Source organism: Gilliamella sp. B2887 (assembly GCF_026537015.1).
Taxonomy (GTDB): Bacteria; Pseudomonadota; Gammaproteobacteria; order Enterobacterales; family Orbaceae; genus Gilliamella.
Window position 1 is genome coordinate 24989 of record NZ_JAFNMX010000016.1, and the last position, 19724, is coordinate 44712.

Here is a 19724-nt window from a genome sequence, read left to right on the forward strand (position 1 = left end):
TATTAACATAAATTACAGCCTTCCATAGGCTATTTTGACAGTACATAACCAATAAATTAATGTTTATTTTCATCAAAAAAGATCAATTCATCTATTTTTCCATAATATTAGATTTGTTAATGATAAACACGACAAATGAACATTCATCTGCTTTTAAAAAATATAATGAGCGTCAATAGAGTCGATAATTTACCGACTCTATTGTTTAAAATAATTTGTGATGTGCTAATTATCGCTTTGCTTTTTTTGGTTAGCAACATAAGTTTCATCGACAGGCGTTATCGTTTTGTTTTGATGATCGATAAGATAGGTTTTACCGAAACCAATAACAACGCGACCTTTTATTGGTTTAATTTTAAATAAGTTAAAATCATTCATTTCACAAAGCATATAAACCATTTTACTGACTCGTTTCGCCATTTGATCGATGACCTTCTCAAAAACATTAGAATCTTTATCAACAATTTCAGCTATTGCTTGAGAAGTTAAACGCTTACGAGCATAAATATTTTTTGTTTTAGCTTCATCATCAATAATAATAAAAGAAATATGAGGATTTGTTTTCATATTTTGAGCATGTGGTGCTAAATTAGAAATAAGTACATAATAATCATTTCCATCAAAAAAATAAGGTGAATAGCTGGTTTCCACTTCTCCATCTTTATTTATAGTCGACAGGATAACTGTTAATACTGTTTCATGTAAGCTATCTATTGTATCTTGAACGTTATTAGTTTTGGATTCTGCCATAAAAGCTCCTTATCTGATTTAATTGTATATTTTATTTAGCTTATTACACCATATTTTATAATATTAATTGTTTACATAATTTGAAATAAAATGTTATCTGAATGAGAAATTATAATAAAATTGCTCGTTAATGAGTTAGTTTGTAACAATTTAAGTGATCGATGTTTTGAATATTTATCTAATGCATTTGCCGTTCCATTCATTAATATACAATCAGGTTTAGGTAATACAATCCATGCAAAAATTAAGCGCTGTTTTTTGCCTTTAGAGAATCTATTGAAATCTTAATCAAGTAACTTTTGTGCAATCTCTGGAAATAAGAAAATAATTTGAGCGACCTATTTTACTTTTCAATCTGAACTGGTGGCTCCCTTGTTGTTCCAAAGTTCGGTTAAAAATTCATTACCACATCAACAGTAAAGTTTCTACCAGGTGCAGTTTGTAGCTCAATCGGATTGGTTACTTTTATATTATCTTGTGGATTTTTATAATAAGTACTAAACATTGGCCACTTAAAATAACGTCGATCGAAAATATTTAATACAGACACCCTAAAAGTGATAGTTTTACTGGAATGCCAATTCAGGTAAGCATCATAAACAGCATAACCTTTAGGTTTAAATACTTCATCGCTTGCAAAATTATCTTTTGATACGCGTGTCACAGCTTTCGCAAACGTTCCAAGTATTTCAGTCTCAATATTGTATTCAGGAATATGCCATTTAATCTCTACTGTACCTTGTAAAGGCATTGCCTCATTAAAATAGGATTTCTTTTTTCCGAAATTTTCAAGCTTATTACCATATTGATAAGATGCAGAAGTATTTAATGTCCAGTTACTTGAAAGCCGCCATTCGGTAGATGATTCCAATCCCCAAAGATTTACTTTTGATAAATTTTTATACATATAATCTTTAGGTCCTACACGAATAAAGTTTTTAATAAAGTTACTATAGTCAGCCTTAAAAGCACCAAAGCTAAACCAACCATTGGAATAATCACCCCTTACCCCTACTTCGTAGGATTTAACTTTTTCGGGTTTTAAATTTGGATTAGGGATCAAATTCATCGATACTGAAGGTAAAGAAGTATATAACTGTTGAGCAGTTGGCATTTTAAAGCCTTCTGCATAGCGGGCATAAACAGAGTATTGATTTGTGATGTTAAATATTGTTCCTAATTGAGGAATCAAGCGATAAGAAGTTAATATATGTGGCTCTTTTCCTGGAATAATAGAATAATAGTTATCAATTTCAGGCTTAATTTTATAGGTTGCATAACGTAAGCCAGGTTTAACTTGAAAACGCTCAGTAATTATATAAAACTCATCTTGCAAATAAACGTCTGCTCGTCGAGTTTTAGAATTAGCAAAATTAAATCCACCTCCGATGGTTGTTATACCATTTTTTGAATTTTCATTACGATAATCACTGTGGGTAATATCTCCCTGGAATCCATAAACTAAATCATGTTCTGTACCGAAGAGATCAAAATTAGAACTGAATTGTAAATCAATTTGCCAAAATTTCTCTTTATAATCATTAGTGATATAAGTATAAATGGAATTACCCTTTCTATCGATTTGTTGATGGCGAGATTTTAGGTAACGCTCTTGAGGAGAAAAAGAGATCATCGTTTTAATTTGATCTACAAAAGGAAAAACTGGAGACCAGGAGTCTTCTATCGCATAACGCTTTCTTAACTGTATTTGTGTTCTCTTAAAATCGCCATTAAAGGTACCGGATAATTGTAGACCATAATCGTATAATTGTTTAACTAAAGAGTTAGAACGGAAATTTTCAAAAGTCAATTTCGTTTCATGATTATCATTATGAAAGACCAATTTTGATAACAAATTTTCAGTTTTAGCATCTAATGGATTCAGTTTATTACATCTGATTGCCTCTTCACCTCGAGGACATCCCCAAATACCGCCATTCGCTTTAGCTTTTTTTAGCGTTATTTCTTGGTAGTCACGCCGACTGAAATGGATAAGTGCTTCTAAATTTTGCATCAATTCTAATGCGAGCATGCTTGTTTTCGTATTTTGATTATTTAAGCTATCATAAGCACCTTTAATTTGTACTGCATAAGGTTTATTTTTCAATACATCCATCGGATCAATAGTTTTGAATGCAACTACTCCACCCAATGCATCAGCTCCCCATAAAACAGAACCAGGTCCACGCACAATTTCAACATTTTTAATTGTTGATAAATCGATAAAATTCCGATTACCGTCTTGTAATCCTTCGATAACCCTTGCACCATCAACTTGCAACTGTACCCGATTTCCGGCCATTCCTCGAATTCGGATCCCGCCCAAATTGCCAAAAGGATCTGTTCCAGATGTCTGTCTATTTACTGAAATACCAGGAAGATAACGGACTAAATCTTCCATTGTTGTCATTTGATGATCATCAATAGTCTTTTTACTGATGATATCAACGGTTTCAGGAATGGTTAATTTTGCTTTTTTTTGTCGACTAGCTGTCACAGTAATCGTTTCCAATTCATCTGTATCCGCAAATACTGGCAAGGATATTGAAGCTATAAAGAACGTTAAAAAAATATTATTTACTTTCATCCTGACACCATAAAACATATTAATTAATGGTCCAAATTTTGATATTTATCATATTTTTCTATTAATCTAACAAATTTTTTAATGGCAATCAATGATAATAATAATTATTATCATTTTTGTTTGTATTAAATACTTGTAATGTGAAATGGATTAACAAAGAAAAGTTTAATTATAAAGATGCGCAAAAGTATGATTAAATTATTAAAATAAAAGTGTCATTACTGTTAAATTCTTTAAAATCAATAAGGAAAATAAATTTGAAGAACATTGATTAGCCATTACCGACTAATCAAAATCGAATTAAATTTTTTTCGCTAGTAAAACTAAAATTTCCATATGTGATGTATGAGGAAACATATCAAATAACTGAACTTTTAATATTTGATAATGGGTTAAATGTCTTAAATCCTCAGTTAAGGAGGTCAAATTACAGCTAGAGTATAAAACATAGTTTGGTTTAACACGTTCTAAGTATTGCATCAAATCTTTACCTGCTCCACGACGAGGAGGGTTAAGTAGTACTAAATCGGGTATATCTTGTGTCGCAATGGCGTAGTGCGTTGCATCAAGTGATTTGAATGTCAAATGTTTAAAATCTAAAATTTCTGCTGTTTTTGTTGCACACTCTATTGCATCAGAATTAATTTCAATACCTGTTAATTTGATATCATTTGATGTAGCATTATTGACACAACTTAAACCAAAGCCCCCTACACCACAAAAAAGATCCCAAATTGAATTAATCTGCAAACTTGCAACCCATGCACTCGCTGTTTTATAGAGACTTTCTGCAATATACGTATTTGTTTGAAAAAAGCTTTTTGGCTTAATATAAAGAGGAATATGATTTAACATCATAGGTAAAAAGGCGTTATCAGTCAGAATAATTTCTTCACTGCCTTCTAAAATTGCCGCATGTTCAGGTTGAATATTGATTGAGACAACAAGAAGATTTCTAATTTTATCTTGTAATTGTTCATAAGTATTTTTTATTTTTTGAACGAATTTATCTGATTTTACAACGAACCTTAGCATATATTTATGCTCGCCATCACTGACACTCTCATTGATAATAATAAATTTTAATTCGCCTTTCCGCTTATTAATATTATAAGGTACTAAGCCTTGTTTGCGAATATAACTGCGTACAATTTTAAGAATGCTTTGCATACTGTGAGTGTAAAGAGGACAATCACACAAATCAACGTTTTCATCGCCATTTTGAATACCTAAAATCGGTTTTTCTACCGTGCCAAGCACAGCCATTTTAGCTTTATTACGGAAAGCTGTTTCGCTACCAGCAAAAGGAGATTGAACTTCCAAAGGTTTGAATGAAATTAACTGATTTAAAATTTCATTTTGTTTCATATTAAGTTGAGTGAGATATGGATATTTGATCCACTGACAAGATGAACATTTACTTTGTTGATAATAACTACATTGCATCACTATATAACCTTTTTTTATAATCAATAATTATATACTTAAACTTTGCTAATAAATATTAGTTTTCAATTTTATACTAAAACACAGCATTAACCTGAAACTTCTTTACAGAAAAATTATGTATTTAATTCATTAAACTAATTTATTAATCGCGATGATTTGACGAAACAACGGTATATGATAGGATATTGCCATGAAAATTACAGGAACACTTTAATGTCTATTAAGTTAAAAACCCCCGCAGAAATTGAAAAAATGCGTGTAGCAGGTAAGCTTGCTGCTGAAGTTTTAGAAATGATTGAACCTTATGTTAAACCAGGTATTAGTACTGGTGAGCTTGATAAAATCTGTTACGAATATATTGTCAATGTTCAAAAAGCTATTCCCGCCAATATTGGTTATAGTGGTTACCAACATACTACTTGCATTTCAATCAATGATGTCGTTTGTCATGGTATTCCAAGCTTTGATAAAAAATTAAAAGATGGGGATATTTTGAATATTGACGTAACTGTCATTAAAGATGGTTATCATGGTGATACTTCTAGAATGTATATAGCAGGTAAACCCACGGTCGCAGGTGAAAAACTTTGCCAAGTAACTCAACAAAGTTTATATGAAGCGATAAAAATTATCAAACCTGGTATTCGTCTAAAAGAAATTGGTAAGACAATTCAAAAATATGTTGATAAATTCGGTTTTTCATCAGTCCGCGAATATTGTGGGCATGGCATTGGCGAAGTATATCACGACGAACCACAAGTTCTGCATTATGATGCTGATGATGGTGGAGTGATTTTGAAGTCAGGAATGACCTTTACAATTGAACCAATGGTGAATACCGGAGGTTGGCGAACTCGCACAATGAAAGATGGTTGGACAGTAAAAACGAAAGACCGTGGACTTTCTGCCCAATATGAACATACTCTTTTAGTGACGGATAACGGTGTTGAAATTTTAACATTGCGTAGCAATGAGGATTTTCCACGAATTATTGAACATTAAAATAAAAAAGATTCAACAATATTATCATTGTTGAATCTCTTCACTTCAATAAATTTATTCTGAATATCTTAGATTTAATCTATTTCATTCCTGTTTTATTTAATCCATTAACTTTACTTTTAGATATTTTACTTTTATACAATCTTTATAAAGGTCGACACTGTCAATTTATTGTACAACCAAGGTTAAAATAGTTAAAGTAATCACATAAAAAAACAAAAAGTCATTTGGGCTTCGATTTAATGAAAATTAATATAACAGGGTATAAAGTTTACGACGATAAACACTTGCTAAAGGATTGCTCGTTCCCAAAGCCGCAAGCAAATCAAGTAAGGTTTTTTTTACTTGCCCTTCTCCCGCATTGAGATCTTGAGTTAATGGTTTAAATAATAACTCAAGTGCTTCTTCATGCCGCCCAACCTGCATTAATTGAGATGATAATTGAATCATCAGTTCAACATTATCAGGCTGATTGGTTAATTCAGTTTGAAGTTGTTGTAATTCTGGTGAGTTGGCTGCTTGTTCAAGCAATTCAATTTCAGCTTGCAATCCATGAAAATCCGAGTCTTGATCTTGTAGTGGAATTGTAGCTAAAACTTCTTTAGCTTCACTTAGCTGTTTTTGTTCTATTTGGGCTTTCACTAACATTAAGGCGATATCCGTTCTTGGTTTACCTAAATGATCAGTCAAGGTTTTCCATGCTTGTCTTAATAATGGTAAAGCCTGTTCATATTTGGCTTCATTAAACAAGGTTTGTGCTTCAATTAATTTAAGTTCATCTTCATTTGGTAAGACTTTCTCTAAAAATGCGCTAATCGTTTCCTCTGATTGAGGACCTTGAAAACCATCAACAGGTTGTCCATTTTGAAATAAATAGACAGTAGGGATAGCGCGTAAGCCAAATTGTGCAGCTAACATCTGCTGATCGTCACAGTTTACACTGGCTAAAACGAACTGCCCATGATGTTTATTTGCTAATTTCGTTAATGTTTCTGTCATCGCTTCATAACTTGGGCTCCTAGGAGACCAAAAATAAAACAATACAGGATTTTTAGAAGAGCTTTCAATGATCTTTTGAATATTTTGCTCATTAACATCAAAAATGAATTGGTTTTGCATATTATGTCCTGGGAATATGATGAGTTATTATTTGTTCTTTAAAATTTTATCCATTAATCTGTCAGGAAGCAAACGTTTAGCAATGGCAGCAATTTTGGTTACTTTTGTTACCCTGTAACGAATTTTCGGTTTTGGATGTTCTAACGCATGAAACAGATAAGGTAAAATCGCTTCAGGAGGCAAAGTAAAACGTTTTGCTATCGGAGGATTTTTCACAATATTTTCTTTTTCTGTTTGGTTAACATTATTAGAAAAATGAGTGTTTAATGGACCTGGCTCAATTAAACAAACTTTAATATTTGTATTACTCAGTTCTAATCGTAGCACATCAGACCAAGCTTCTAATGCATATTTACTTGCACTGTAAGCACCTCGGCCTGGTGTTGCTATAATGCCAACAATTGAACTTGTTTGAATAATTCGACCTGTATTTTGTGATAACATGGCTGGCAATAGCAACTGAGTTAACTGATGCACTGCAAAAAAATTAGTCGAAAATTGTGATTCTAACTGCTCTCGATTCATCGTGTTTAATCGTCCATAAAGCCCAAAACCAGCGTTATTGAATAAGGCAAATAACTTACCCTCAGTTAATGCCAATACTTCTTGTGCAGCTCGATTAACTGATTGAGGATTGTCTAGATCAAGCAAAATACATTCAAAACCTTGCTCAATAAGTTTTCTCTGATCGGATTCTTTACGGCATGAGGTAATGACACGATATCCACGTTTTTTTAAGGCAGTAGCGGAAATTAAGCCAATTCCACTAGAACAACCAGTAATAAAAATCGTTCGCAATTTTGTTTGCTCCATTATATTCACATATTGTCAAGTTTGTTTATTGCAATTATGATAGCACATCTAAATTCAAGTTACTCAATGTAAGCCAAGAGGATCAGATGAAAATTGCCATTATTGCAGCAATGGAAGAAGAAGTTACTATACTCAAAAGCAAAATAACCCATTACCATGTCGAACGCCATTTAGGATGTGACTTTCATCTTGGAAAAATCGCAAATTGTGAAATTGTTTTACTGCAATCGGGTATTGGTAAAGTAGCTGCAGCTTCTGGCACTACATTATTATTAAATAATTATCAAGTTGATGCTGTAATCAATACTGGATCAGCAGGAGGACTCTCTTCTGAACTAAACATTGGAGATATTATTGTTTCGAGAGATGTATTTTACCATGATGTTGATTTAACCGCTTTTAGTTATAAACCAGGTCAAATGTCCGGTTGCCCTGTCACTTTTAAAGCTGATCCAAAGTATCAATTATTAGCCAAAACCTGCATCCAAAAACAGGGTGTTAATGCTGTTGAAGGATCAATTGGAAGTGGTGATGCTTTTATTAATGGTAAATCCAATTTAGAAAGAATAAAGCAAACCTTCCCTGACGCAATTGCGGTTGAAATGGAAGCAGCAGCAATTGGACACGTTTGTTGGTTATTTAAAATTCCCTTTGTTGTAGTTCGTGCGATTTCAGATAATGGAGATAGTGAATCTGCAGTTGATTTCCAATCTTTTTTAAAATTAGCCGCAACTCAATCATCATTGATTGTTGAATCAATGTTAAGTGAGCTTGCTTAAATGCTCATAACCGGTATTTAATAAGGTTATAAACCGTATTGTTTAAATAAGTTCCCTCTCCAACCAGATAACAATTCTGGTTGATTGCCCTTTTTGTCCGCTTGCCATTTTACATATTGATTAATCAACCGCCGTGATAGTAATAAATCTTGATTAAGCCCCGTATGAGTACAAATATCTTGTGCGACTTGTTTTAATTCATCACTGATTTTTTTATAATCAGGATAACTGCTTACCCTACAAATTGGCGATAATTGTGGAACCGGTTCTGACAAAATATTTAATATTTTTTGACCATATAAACGAATTTCTTTACCTTTTAAACCCAAAGTACCAAGTTGAACTAATGATGTTGGTGAATATCGAGCGATGTTCCATAATGTCTTTTCATGCACAACAAAATTCAGTGCGATATCTTGTTCTTTCGCCAATTCATAACGCCAACGAGCCAATTTATATAATTGCCCGAGACTTTGCCCTTTTAATTGCCAGCTGTTCTTGATATTTAAATAAGCATCATTTGGATCTGTTGTTTGACATTTACGGGCAATGACCATTTGGCACTCTTGATAAGCTGATTCTAAATACCCTTTTGAACTTAATTGTGCTTTCAAAATAGGGATTAAGGGGTACAAATACAACACATCATTAATTGCATAGTCACACTGTTTATCCGTCAATGGTCTTTTTAACCAATCAGTTCTCGTTTCACTTTTATCGAGATCTACCTGTAAATATTTATTAACTAGGTTTGCATAACCACTACTTAATGGATTATCCAAAAAAGAAGCCAATATTTGGCTATCGATAATAGGTGTTGGAATGGAACCAAATTGATGAAAAAAAACTTCAAGATCTTCGCTGCACGAATGAAAATATTTTTCAATATTAGAATTAGTTAAAATGTTCAAAAAAGCTTGCCAATCAGTAATATTAATCGGATCAATGAGTGCTGCGTATTGACCATTAAAAACTTGTAAAAGTCCTAAATGAGGATAGAACGTTCGGGTACGAACAAACTCAGTATCCAAAGCTAAAGCGGTACTGTTTTCGATTTTTAAACAATAATCAATTAACTGATCATTATTAACAATATATTGATAAGACAAACTTTAAATTCCTATTGAGAAAAATTGATTAATTGAGTGGATTTTTTATTAAAAATTACCTCAATCTCCACTATTTCGGAACGTGTCATTAGTCGAATGGGAGGTCCCCAAAAGCCAAATCCACTACTTACAATGCTAGTAAAATTCTGTTTTATATTTTTATATATCCCATAACTGTTTTGATAGATTAATTTTTCAATAAGGTTAATAGGAAATATTTGCCCAGCATGAGTATGTCCGGAAATCATTAAATCGACACCTAAATTTGCGGGTTCATTTAGATCATGTGGTTGATGATCCAACAATATTATTGGTTTATTCGTATCAGCAAACATTATAAGGTCTGATAATGATGCTCGTTTAATATCATAACGCGAAGAAGAAAAATCATCCCGACCGATGAATGTAATACCTACTTCCTCAAGATAAACTACATCATCTTTTAAAACTTTCATATTGGCTTGTTCATAAGCATTGATAATATCTTGTTCATGATTGCTTTCGTGTTTAATATTCAAATATTCATGATTACCAAAAATAATATACGTACCATATTTTGACTCAAACCTTTGAAATTGCTTATTAAAACCTTTATCTACAAAGGGTTTTAGCTGTCTATCCAATGTATCGCCTGTAATGACAATAAAATCCGCATTGAGCTGATTTACCTTATCAACCATTTGTTGAATCCTATCAGGAAAAGTCATGTCATTAATGTGTATATCACTCAGTTGCACAATACGCAGTTTATTAACCTTTGCCTTTTTATCAATTTTAACTTGGTAGTTAACTATACTAGGCTCTATCGCCATTTCATGACCATAATAACATAATGAAAACACAGCGATAAAATAGACAAATTTAGTTGTTAATTGAGGTTTTAATTTTTTTTTACTGATCCAGCGCCCAATATCAAATAGTATTGTAACTAAAAGACAGCAAATCATTATCGCACTAACGGCATTTAAAATTAGGGGTAACCAATAAGTAGAAATGCTTTCAGATAATCTTGATAAAACTAAAGATAATCCCACCATAACAACAACTGTCCAATAAGCCATTTGATAATAACTTGTTAAAGAAAAGTTAAACCAAAATTGCCATCGTTTTCCTAAATAGACAGCCATTGAGCCACACATGATGATAGCGATAGAAATGGCTATGAGATCTGCAATAGTCATAATTATCCAAACAATAGAACTCAAAAAATGTTATGATAACAGAATTTATTTCATTAGCGCTAATAAGTTTTATGGATATTAAAAAAGACCAATTATTTTCCACACCAATTGATAAGTTAGGCGATTGGACATTCGATGAAAAAGTGGCTGAAGTATTTCCTGATATGGTTCAACGTTCAGTACCGGGTTATTCAAATATTATTTCCATGATTGGTATGCTCGCAGAAAGATTTGTTCAGCCTAATTCAAAAGTTTACGATTTAGGTTGTTCATTAGGAGCAGCAACCCTATCCATTCGTCGTAATGTCAATAATAAAAACTGTCGTATTATTGCTGTTGATAATTCACAGCCAATGGTTGAACGTTGTAAAAGACATATCGAATCTTATAAAGCTGATACTCCTGTCGATGTGATTTGTGACGATATTTGCAATATTGAAATTCGAAATGCCTCAATGGTCGTACTCAATTTTACTTTACAATTTTTAACACCAGAAAACCGCCAACAAGTTTTAAATAAAATCTATCAAGCATTGAAACCTAACGGTGTTTTAGTGCTGTCCGAAAAATTTAGCTTTAATGATTCAACCGTTGATGAATTGCTGTTTAATATGCACCATGATTTTAAACGTGCAAATGGTTATAGTGAACTGGAAATTAGTCAAAAGCGTAATATGCTAGAAAACGTTATGCTAACTGATACCATCGAAATCCATAAAAAGCGTCTATCCGATGCGGGTTTTAAACACATTGACACTTGGTTTCAATGTTTCAATTTTGGCTCAATAATTGCCATTAAGTAACGCATTAATTTATAAAAAAAGGGAAAAAGAATGATTGATTTTGGTGATTTTTACCAGATTATCGCAAAAAATAAACTTAACAAATGGCTTGAAGTCTTACCTGCACAACTTGCCAATTGGCAAAAAAATAATATTGATAACCGTTTTAATCAATGGGTCAATAGCGTCAAACATTTACCTGTGATCGAACCTCATCAAATTGATCTATTAAACAGTGTCACGGTCGAAAGTAACCACCCCATTTCAGACGGTCACCAACAACGTATAACTCAATTGCTTAAGAATATGATGCCTTGGCGTAAAGGTCCTTTTCATCTTTACGGTATTAATGTCGATACTGAATGGCGTTCAGATTGGAAATGGGAACGGTTAATTACTCATATTAATAATCTTGAAGGACAAACTGTATTGGATGTGGGATGCAATAGTGGCTATCATTTATGGCGAATGGTTGGCGCAGGCGCAAAACTAGCGGTTGGTATTGATCCTGTGGCACTTTACCTTTGTCAATTTGAAGCTATTCGGAAATTGTTGGGTAATGATCAACGTGCACATTTATTACCGCTTGGCATTGAAGAGTTGCCTAAACTCAATGCTTTTGATACGGTTTTTTCAATGGGGGTTTTATATCACAGACGTTCTCCTTTGGATCATCTATTTCAATTGAAAGATCAATTGGTTGATGGTGGGCAGCTAATACTTGAAACTTTAGTTATCGATGGTGAGCTACATGAAGCATTAATGCCAGGTGAACGTTATGCTCAAATGCGCAATGTCTACTTTATTCCATCGGTACCAACTATGATGAATTGGTTACACAAATGTGGATTTTCTGAGATTAAGATGGTTGATAAATCAGTAACAAGTTTGGATGAACAACGTAAAACTGACTGGATGACTTCAGATTCATTAGCGGATTTCTTAGATCCAAACGATTCAAGTAAAACCATTGAAGGCTACCCAGCACCAATGCGGGCAGTTTTTGTAGCTAAGAAGTAACGTTTGTCACTCAAACTCCCTCTTTTAGTCCCCCTTATCTAATAATAATGATGAGGGGGTAAATGATTAATTTGAATAACACTGATTTTTAGGTTCGACAAGATGAAAATGAGGTTTACTAACCAATGATGTTCCCTATTGCTATTTGGATTATTTCAAAAATCATGAAAAATTTGTAAAAAAGTTTGAGGTGAACTATACGTTTAAGTATAAAATCACTTTATTTATTAAATTTTAATCCATACCTTTCATTATCAACTTACCAAACCAGTTTTATAACCATCGAATTAATAGAGATTATTTTGAAGTTAGTTCATTTCATTGACAAATTTCTTTAATCGAAAGTATTGCTGGTACATTTCGATGATCAGTATATTTAAAGCGGAATAAAAAATGGATATCGTAATAATTCAGTACATTAATCAAATCTTCATTATGACAAAATTCTTGATTAAATCTCATTCTAAGATCTTCAGCGATATGCTGAGCAAGTATGGTTTGACTGTCAGATGGGATGTTAAATTCAAATAAAATATTATTACTATTGTAGCTAATATTAGTAATTTCAGTTCCATCTTCGGTTTTAAAGGGAAATTTTCCTTTTTCACCTAATAGGGATCTTTTGGCGCTTTCAACAATTGCTAAACTTACTTTATTAACCAAAGGCAAATCATTATTGCTATAAACGGATGAAAAAAACATCACACCAGCACCTAAAACGATTAATTTAAACAAATTTCTCATTATTTTATCCTTTAATCCTACTTTATCACTCCTCTTATTACGGTGAAGTTTATGCTTCTCTCAGCCTGTGCATGCCTATATTCTTCGGTAAATAAGAGTAATGCTTTATTTTTATTAGCAAATTTTAATGTTTTTACTTAAATAAATACAAAATGATAATTATATTACACAAAATTTAAGAATAAAAAGGGTATTTAAGAATTATAGCAATGGCGTGCATTCAAAATAAAAAAGGTAACACATTGGTTACCTTAAATTATAACAAAAAAAGTTATTTCTTATTTGGGTGAGGATCTTTAACTGAATCACCTTGACCAGACATAACATACCACCCATTTTTACTATGAGGTTTTTTGTTATGATCTGGGCAAGGAGGCAACGATTTTTTACTCTGATTTGAATATACATAGCCACAATCAGCACATTTGAAAGTGCCCGCTGACACATCACTACCGTATGCAGCAAATTTTTGTACCATTATAAGCTCCTCCAGTAAAATTATATGAAAGATAAGTACAACACTTATCACCTCCTATATATAAACGCTGATGCAGCAATAAATCAAGCTAAGAGTTGGTTTTATTTTGTCCATTTTCATTATCTAAGCATTATGAAAATAGTTTATTTACAAATAAATTAAAGAGTAATTTTCTATAAGTTAACCTAAATCAATTGATGCTGGTTATGGAAGCCGTTCACAATTTATCCATTATAATAATTAATAACTTTTACCGCCATAAAACCAGTAACGATGAATTATGTACCAACGGTTAATAATACTCTCCAATTATCTATTCTTGTCTAGCTGAACAAACAGAACCATTTTTTAAATTATCATCTAATTGCCAACAAAATTTGTGCAATAATAATACAATAAAACGTTAATCCTTGGTTACAGGTAGCAATGCTGTCGCTTCAACCCCTCAAAGTCGCAGTAATGACCGATAAAGATCAAACTCCTTACCCGTATACAAAATACCGTACAATGGGAAATAACAATGATTTGTAATCCCGATATTGCGGTATTGCAAGAAATCTGCTGTAAGGTAAACAAATATAATTGTTTATTTTTTCAAAAAAATAAACCAAGCAATTAAAATGGTTCCGACTATGATAAAGGTTTGCATTAACCGATTTTTTATATTATTACTGACTTGTTTTATCTTAACTCCATCGATAAATTGATCAAATAATTGAATAAAATCATCAAAGGAATCTGAAACATGAGCTATGCCCTGCGCTTCATTTGACCATAAATAAATAGTTCCATAATCTTCCTCTTTTAATGAGATGAGATAACTATTAAGATTATGATCATAAGCAAAAGGTAACATGAATTGCAATTCTGGATTATTTAACAAAAATTCATTATAAATTCTAGTGATAGTCGAATTGCCATATTTTATGCTATAAAAACCACTCAAATATTCACAATTATGATCATTTACGTTAGGAAAATCACCGCCATTAAATTCATGGAAAAAATCGAGAAAAGAAGAGGGAATTTTTTCATCAAATAATCGGTTAAATTCAATAATATCATCGTAGGTTAATTTTTGTTGACTATTCTCAAGTATCAATGCCATTTTACATTTCCTTTATTATGTTAACTAGTTAACTAGTTAACTTTCCTATGGTAATCACCCTATGACTTGTTCAATTTTAATATTACTATATTCAAATATGCAGTATTTTGCATTTCTATAAAAACATTATAAATCATATAAATAACGAAATCTATTCTGAGAGTAAAAGATAATGACAAAAAAATGATATTGGGAGCTACTATCGATAATTTTGTAAATTTACAATCAAATTGATGATAAATTTGTCACAGTTCAAAGTATTTAGCTAAACTGATTTTAACAAAAAACTGGGATGTATTTTTTCCGTTTCTGATTATTTGGAAAATTAAAGAAAATGTATTTTTATAAATTCTAGAATTTACTTAAAAATTAGGATTATGTGCACTTATAATTGTGTATATTATGTATATTAAGTAAAAAGTATAAATTTTGTTCTATTTAATCAGGATTAATATGTTGAAAGAAATGAATAAACATTCATTGTTATTACATATAGTTATATTAACATCACTATACTTTTTTTCTACGATTTATCAAATTGAGGCTAGCAAATTTTTAAAACAAATTCGATTTTAAATATAATTGAAAACACTTTCAAAATATGACTTAAAATTTTTACTTTGTGTTTATTACATTTTTCCTGTACTGCATTTTTTACTGGTACCTTGAAAGACATTTGAAAATAGCGCTAAAATGAAAAAGAACATATCATCATGAGCAAGTATTTTAAAGCCATAGCAAACCGCAATAAATATGTATTTATTTTATCAGCAGAATTTGAGCATAATTTACTTAAAACTATCTATGAATTTCTCTCATTTTTTACCGTTAAAATAATAAATTAATTATACTGTTAACTTACTGTATTTCAATGTAAATAGTATTTAATACAGACATTTATAACAAATCTCATATCAAACTATCTTTAAAAAAATGTTCTAATTTATCAAAGGGAATTTTATTGGTGGTATTATCATATAAATCAGTATGCACCGCATTAGGAATAATCATTAATTCTTTATTTTTACTGCCAACCATTTTAAACGCATCTTCTGAAAAGTAACGAGAATGCGCTTTTTCACCGGCGATAATTAATGTTGGGCACTCAATTTCATGGGCATGATTCAATAACGACTGATTAATAAATGAAAGTGGCATACTTAACACCCATGAACCATTCGGATTTGAATTGACAGAACGAATATGAAAACCACGTTTAGTGGTATAAAAAAGAGAATAATCTGCAATAAATTGTGGTGTTTCATCCGTGATTTGATCAACGGTAATGTTGTTTCTTGGATTCAACGTGGCATAACTATTTTGTGAATCGTCCCAACGGCTATTATTCAATGACTGTTTCATTGCTAATCGTTGCCCTTCTGTCATGCTATCATTATAACCTTTAGAAATAACTCGACTCATATCGTACATGACAACGGTTGCTACTGCTTTAATTCGTGTATCAATCGATGGGGCATTTAAAGCCATACCACCCCAACCACAAATCCCCAAAATGCCAATGTGCTCCCGCTCAACGCAATCTATAGATCCAAGATAATCAATAGCGGCACTAAAATCTTCGGTATTGATTTCAACTGATGCTTGATTACGCGGTAACCCACTGCTTTCACCAGTAAAAGAGGGATCAAATGCCAAAGCAATAAATCCTCGCTCTGCTAGAGTTTGCGCATAAAAACCTGATACCTGCTCTTTTACGGCGCCAAATGGTCCTGCGACAACAATAGCAGATAATTTATCTGGGCTGTTTTTTGGGCGATATAGATCTGCGGCAAGCGTAATGCCATAACGATTTTTAAACGTGACTTTAAAATGCTCAACTTTATCACTTTGCAGAAAAATCTTATCCCAACATTGTTCTAACTGAATTGTCTGAGGTGGAACTGTAATTTGAGAATGTATATCATTCATGTCAATATCTCACATTGAAATTAATGTTTTAAATCTAATTAATTAGCATAATTTTTGGAAATCTTCTTCAGATACCGCTTCACACCATTCATTATAGGTATCCTCACCCGGCACTTCGATAGCGATATGGCTAAACCATGAGTCAACTTTAGCGCCATGCCAATGTTTTACATTCGCAGGAATGGTGATAACCATACCGGGCTCTAAACTTATGGGCTTATCCCCATATTTTTGATACCAACCGCTACCAGCTATACATAATAAAATTTGCCCCCCACCTTGTGATGCATGATGAATATGCCAATTATTTCGACAGCCAGGTTCAAATGTGACATTTGAAACTAATAAAGGAGACTTTGCTGTTAATAAATTTAGATAAGATTGACCAATAAAATATTTAGCATAATTTACATTCGGCTCACCCTGTCCAAATAAATTATGTTTTTCAAATTCAGATTGACTGATTATTTTCATAATAACTATCCTCGTCAGGAAATGATTTAAAGCTATCTGTGTAATAAAACTTATTTTGTGAAACATGGATATATTTACTATATCCATTTGGTTGTAATTTTTTATTGGCCTTTTACTGTACGGTTGAATCGTTCAAATTCGATTTCACCAATTTTTGATTTTAAAATATTCGCAATGCCATCTAATTGAGTGGGAGATACCCCGACATTTTGCGCAATTTGAACATGAGATTTAATCTGACTATCGGCACCTTGCAAGGTTGATAGCGCCGCTAATGTCGCTATCTCTCTATCTTCATAACTCAAAATATCTCGACCAAAAATATCGCCAAAAAGATGGGCTTTTAAAAATTGATCAATAGTAGGTGAAAAATCCATAATGCCACCCGTAACCGGTTTGCCTACAACTTTTGTTTGAATTTTTGTACCAAATTCTAAAGCGCTTAAATTAGTCGGTAATGGTGCCGAAGTAGAACCAACTGTGTCAGTAATGCCTTCTTTTTGACGTTCTTCTAGTAGCGCTTTAAAGGCACTCAAACCATTTAAACTTCTTGGAAAACCTACATAGGCATAAAGTTGAACTAAAATTTCTTTAATTTCATTGATGGTTAATCCTTGATTCAATCCATCAATGAAAGCTTGCTTTAAGCCAATCATATCGCCTTTAGACATAAAAGCGGAAATAGTAACAATCGATCCTTGTTTTGGTGTTAAAATATTCATAGCCTTTGCCCTTAAACAATTAGTTAATACTGCAAACTTTTGCTAACCACCCTAGATTTTGACTATTAAGTGCGACTAAAAATGATAGATAATTTATTAATGTTAGATACTGATACGAATGTATTTCACTTCGTTTTTGATTATTATAAGATCTGATAATAATATCCAATAGAGCCGATCCTGCCAAAAAGTTGCCTAATCCTATCAGAAATCATATGCTAATAGAGAAATCTAAATAAATAGAGAAATCTCTATGTTAAAAAAAGAAATTAAAAAAATAATGCTAAAAAGAATGCCAACTGTGGGTGACTATCCAACACAAATTAAAAACTTTGGCATTTATAGGCGTGAAGTTGGCAAAAATAAAGATATTTGTTTAGAAAATTGTTTTTATCAACCTATGATCACAATGATAATACAAGGTGAAAAAAGCTCTCTGCTTGGCACCAAACTTTATCATTATAAAGAAGGTGATTATCTTATAACCTCGATTGATATTCCAACGATAAACACAATTAAAAATGCGACGACAAACGCCCCATTCCTTTCATTGTCACTTTTGATTGATAATAATTTAATTAAAGAGTTATTAATACAATACCCGGAATTAAATAAACCTTCGCTACAAAGTTTTAATGGTATTATTATCTCAAAGGCGGAAGATGATCTAATCAATGCTTTTTATCGATTGCTTAAGTTGCTGGATAAACCTGAACAAATTTCGGTTTTAGCACCACTAATCATAAAAGAAATTCATTATCTACTCTTAATCGGTCCATTTGGTGAAGCGCTAATATCAATTTGTATGCCAGAAACAAGAAGTTATCGTATTGCGAATACGATAGATTGGCTAAAAGAACATTTTAGAGAGCCGATAAAAATGGAACAATTAGCCAATCAAGCGAATATGTCACTCTCTAGCTTTTATCGTCATTTTAAAAAATTAACAAGTTTAAGCCCATTGCAGTTTCAAAAACAACTTAGATTACATGAAGGTCGGCGTTTAATGGTCAGCGAGAATATGACAGCGATTCAAGCGAGTTTAAAAGTCGGTTACGAAAGTGCAACACAATTTAATCGAGAATATAAAAACTTATTCAACCAAACACCCTTGCAAGATGTGCTAAAAATACGCAAAGGTTCTCGAAAGGTCTAAATTAGAGCTAAGTTAGAATGTGTTAATTAGAAAAGCTAATATTACCGGCATATGCTAAATATCATAATTTACGCTCTATTGCATTAACTCGAATCTCTCTGGCATTAGCCTAAAATGGAACAACTGATACAGCTAACCTTACAATTTTAGATTCTGATGCATTACTACATAACTTCTCAAGTATGGATGGTATGATGTTATACGCAGGATCTGGATCAAATAACCATTCTAGATGTGAGTTATTTGAATAAGCTGTAATTGGAGAAATTAAGCTCAAACAATAGCCATCATCATTCTCTGATTGCCCTTTCCATTCGAATTTTCTTTTTTATTATAAGAAGATTTCTATTAATGATGAAACTAAACCATTACGAGTGGTTTAGGTGACAAAACTTTTAGAAATTCGCCACCTCCCCCCGTAAAAATAAAATCCGGTAAAAACGGTTCATACAATTGACTGCATTTGAAGTCTCTGTCCAGTAAAAGTTTGTTGAATGATAGACAACTATTTTCAATTCATCA

18 protein-coding genes are annotated in these 19724 nt (G+C 32.2%); 5 read left to right on the forward strand and 13 right to left on the reverse strand.

Translation table 11 applies throughout. The annotated features are described in order from the left end of the window. Window positions 1-225: 225 nt before the first annotated feature. The 3 genes from J3U13_RS10810 to rlmC form a co-directional block, all read right to left on the reverse strand. Window positions 226-750 carry a HugZ family protein gene (locus J3U13_RS10810; protein WP_267342034.1) on the reverse strand — a complete coding sequence of 175 codons (525 nt, stop codon included), beginning with the start codon at window positions 748-750 and terminating at the stop codon, window positions 226-228. Between the two features lie 391 nt (window positions 751-1141). Further along, complete coding sequence (locus J3U13_RS10815) at window positions 1142-3337, reverse strand: TonB-dependent hemoglobin/transferrin/lactoferrin family receptor (protein ID WP_267342035.1); 2196 nt, start codon at window positions 3335-3337, stop codon at window positions 1142-1144. A gap of 300 nt (window positions 3338-3637) precedes the next feature. Further along, the gene (gene rlmC, locus J3U13_RS10820; protein WP_267342037.1) at window positions 3638-4783 is read right to left on the reverse strand and encodes a 23S rRNA (uracil(747)-C(5))-methyltransferase RlmC; all 1146 of its coding nucleotides are present in this window, start codon (window positions 4781-4783) and stop codon (window positions 3638-3640) included. 216 nt (window positions 4784-4999) lie between these two features. On the opposite strand from rlmC, the gene map reads away from it, so the two are divergent. Continuing rightward, entirely contained in the window at window positions 5000-5788 is a 789-nt protein-coding gene (gene map, locus J3U13_RS10825) for a type I methionyl aminopeptidase (RefSeq protein ID WP_267342038.1), read from the forward strand. 249 nt (window positions 5789-6037) lie between these two features. Here the strand turns inward: map and J3U13_RS10830 are convergent, their stop codons facing one another. Further along, a complete protein-coding gene (locus J3U13_RS10830) occupies window positions 6038-6907 on the reverse strand; it encodes a co-chaperone YbbN (RefSeq protein ID WP_267342039.1) in 870 nt (289 codons plus the stop codon). Between the two features lie 27 nt (window positions 6908-6934). Beyond that, a complete protein-coding gene (locus tag J3U13_RS10835) occupies window positions 6935-7720 on the reverse strand; it encodes an SDR family oxidoreductase (protein WP_267342040.1) in 786 nt (261 codons plus the stop codon). Between the two features lie 86 nt (window positions 7721-7806). Here J3U13_RS10835 and J3U13_RS10840 point away from each other — a divergent pair, with 86 nt between their 5' ends. Next, window positions 7807-8499: a 5'-methylthioadenosine/adenosylhomocysteine nucleosidase gene (locus J3U13_RS10840; RefSeq protein ID WP_267342041.1), complete on the forward strand. Its 693-nt coding sequence runs from the start codon at window positions 7807-7809 to the stop codon at window positions 8497-8499. Between the two features lie 26 nt (window positions 8500-8525). Here J3U13_RS10840 and rnd read toward each other — a convergent pair whose 3' ends face one another. Together rnd and J3U13_RS10850 are read right to left on the reverse strand one after the other, a co-directional pair. Then, window positions 8526-9608, reverse strand: a complete 1083-nt coding sequence (gene rnd / locus J3U13_RS10845; RefSeq protein ID WP_267342042.1) for a ribonuclease D — start codon at window positions 9606-9608, stop codon at window positions 8526-8528. An 11-nt stretch (window positions 9609-9619) separates the two neighbouring features. Further along, window positions 9620-10789 (reverse strand): metallophosphoesterase, encoded by a 1170-nt coding sequence (locus tag J3U13_RS10850; protein WP_267342044.1) that lies wholly within the window; start codon window positions 10787-10789, stop codon window positions 9620-9622. A 32-nt stretch (window positions 10790-10821) separates the two neighbouring features. On the opposite strand from J3U13_RS10850, the gene cmoA reads away from it, so the two are divergent. Together cmoA and cmoB are read left to right on the forward strand one after the other, a co-directional pair. Next, window positions 10822-11592, forward strand: coding sequence for a carboxy-S-adenosyl-L-methionine synthase CmoA (gene cmoA / locus J3U13_RS10855; RefSeq protein ID WP_267342045.1), 771 nt, complete (start codon window positions 10822-10824; stop codon window positions 11590-11592). A gap of 30 nt (window positions 11593-11622) precedes the next feature. Next, a complete protein-coding gene (gene cmoB, locus J3U13_RS10860; protein WP_267342046.1) occupies window positions 11623-12591 on the forward strand; it encodes a tRNA 5-methoxyuridine(34)/uridine 5-oxyacetic acid(34) synthase CmoB in 969 nt (322 codons plus the stop codon). A 318-nt stretch (window positions 12592-12909) separates the two neighbouring features. Here the strand turns inward: cmoB and J3U13_RS10865 are convergent, their stop codons facing one another. The 6 genes from J3U13_RS10865 to J3U13_RS10890 all read right to left on the reverse strand — a co-directional run bounded on the left by J3U13_RS10865 (window position 12910) and on the right by J3U13_RS10890 (window position 18046). Next, window positions 12910-13335 (reverse strand): hypothetical protein, encoded by a 426-nt coding sequence (locus J3U13_RS10865; RefSeq protein WP_267342047.1) that lies wholly within the window; start codon window positions 13333-13335, stop codon window positions 12910-12912. Window positions 13336-13606: 271 nt separating this feature from the next. Then, window positions 13607-13813, reverse strand: a complete 207-nt coding sequence (locus tag J3U13_RS10870; protein ID WP_267342049.1) for a hypothetical protein — start codon at window positions 13811-13813, stop codon at window positions 13607-13609. 586 nt (window positions 13814-14399) lie between these two features. After that, entirely contained in the window at window positions 14400-14921 is a 522-nt protein-coding gene (locus tag J3U13_RS10875; protein ID WP_267342050.1) for an SMI1/KNR4 family protein, read from the reverse strand. 909 nt (window positions 14922-15830) lie between these two features. Next, window positions 15831-16850: an alpha/beta hydrolase gene (locus tag J3U13_RS10880; protein ID WP_267342051.1), complete on the reverse strand. Its 1020-nt coding sequence runs from the start codon at window positions 16848-16850 to the stop codon at window positions 15831-15833. Window positions 16851-16892: 42 nt separating this feature from the next. Continuing rightward, on the reverse strand, window positions 16893-17324 hold the full coding sequence (locus tag J3U13_RS10885; RefSeq protein WP_267342052.1) for a cupin domain-containing protein: 432 nt from the start codon (window positions 17322-17324) through the stop codon (window positions 16893-16895). Window positions 17325-17425: 101 nt separating this feature from the next. Further along, window positions 17426-18046 (reverse strand): carboxymuconolactone decarboxylase family protein, encoded by a 621-nt coding sequence (locus tag J3U13_RS10890; protein ID WP_267342053.1) that lies wholly within the window; start codon window positions 18044-18046, stop codon window positions 17426-17428. Window positions 18047-18299: 253 nt separating this feature from the next. Between J3U13_RS10890 and J3U13_RS10895 the strand changes: the two genes are divergently transcribed. Continuing rightward, the gene (locus J3U13_RS10895; protein WP_267342054.1) at window positions 18300-19202 is read left to right on the forward strand and encodes an AraC family transcriptional regulator; all 903 of its coding nucleotides are present in this window, start codon (window positions 18300-18302) and stop codon (window positions 19200-19202) included. The last annotated feature ends 522 nt before the right edge of the window (window positions 19203-19724 follow it).

Coding starts and splice junctions, on each gene's coding strand:
- J3U13_RS10810 (WP_267342034.1), bottom strand. CDS start 750: ATGGCAGAATCCAAAACTAATAACGTTCAAGATACAATAGATAGCTTA.
- J3U13_RS10815 (WP_267342035.1), bottom strand. CDS start 3,337: ATGAAAGTAAATAATATTTTTTTAACGTTCTTTATAGCTTCAATATCC.
- rlmC (WP_267342037.1), bottom strand. CDS start 4,783: ATGCAATGTAGTTATTATCAACAAAGTAAATGTTCATCTTGTCAGTGG.
- map (WP_267342038.1), top strand. CDS start 5,000: ATGTCTATTAAGTTAAAAACCCCCGCAGAAATTGAAAAAATGCGTGTA.
- J3U13_RS10830 (WP_267342039.1), bottom strand. CDS start 6,907: ATGCAAAACCAATTCATTTTTGATGTTAATGAGCAAAATATTCAAAAG.
- J3U13_RS10835 (WP_267342040.1), bottom strand. CDS start 7,720: ATGGAGCAAACAAAATTGCGAACGATTTTTATTACTGGTTGTTCTAGT.
- J3U13_RS10840 (WP_267342041.1), top strand. CDS start 7,807: ATGAAAATTGCCATTATTGCAGCAATGGAAGAAGAAGTTACTATACTC.
- J3U13_RS10850 (WP_267342044.1), bottom strand. CDS start 10,789: ATGACTATTGCAGATCTCATAGCCATTTCTATCGCTATCATCATGTGT.
- cmoA (WP_267342045.1), top strand. CDS start 10,822: ATGATAACAGAATTTATTTCATTAGCGCTAATAAGTTTTATGGATATT.
- cmoB (WP_267342046.1), top strand. CDS start 11,623: ATGATTGATTTTGGTGATTTTTACCAGATTATCGCAAAAAATAAACTT.
- J3U13_RS10865 (WP_267342047.1), bottom strand. CDS start 13,335: ATGAGAAATTTGTTTAAATTAATCGTTTTAGGTGCTGGTGTGATGTTT.
- J3U13_RS10870 (WP_267342049.1), bottom strand. CDS start 13,813: ATGGTACAAAAATTTGCTGCATACGGTAGTGATGTGTCAGCGGGCACT.
- J3U13_RS10875 (WP_267342050.1), bottom strand. CDS start 14,921: ATGGCATTGATACTTGAGAATAGTCAACAAAAATTAACCTACGATGAT.
- J3U13_RS10880 (WP_267342051.1), bottom strand. CDS start 16,850: ATGAATGATATACATTCTCAAATTACAGTTCCACCTCAGACAATTCAG.
- J3U13_RS10885 (WP_267342052.1), bottom strand. CDS start 17,324: ATGAAAATAATCAGTCAATCTGAATTTGAAAAACATAATTTATTTGGA.
- J3U13_RS10890 (WP_267342053.1), bottom strand. CDS start 18,046: ATGAATATTTTAACACCAAAACAAGGATCGATTGTTACTATTTCCGCT.
- J3U13_RS10895 (WP_267342054.1), top strand. CDS start 18,300: ATGTTAAAAAAAGAAATTAAAAAAATAATGCTAAAAAGAATGCCAACT.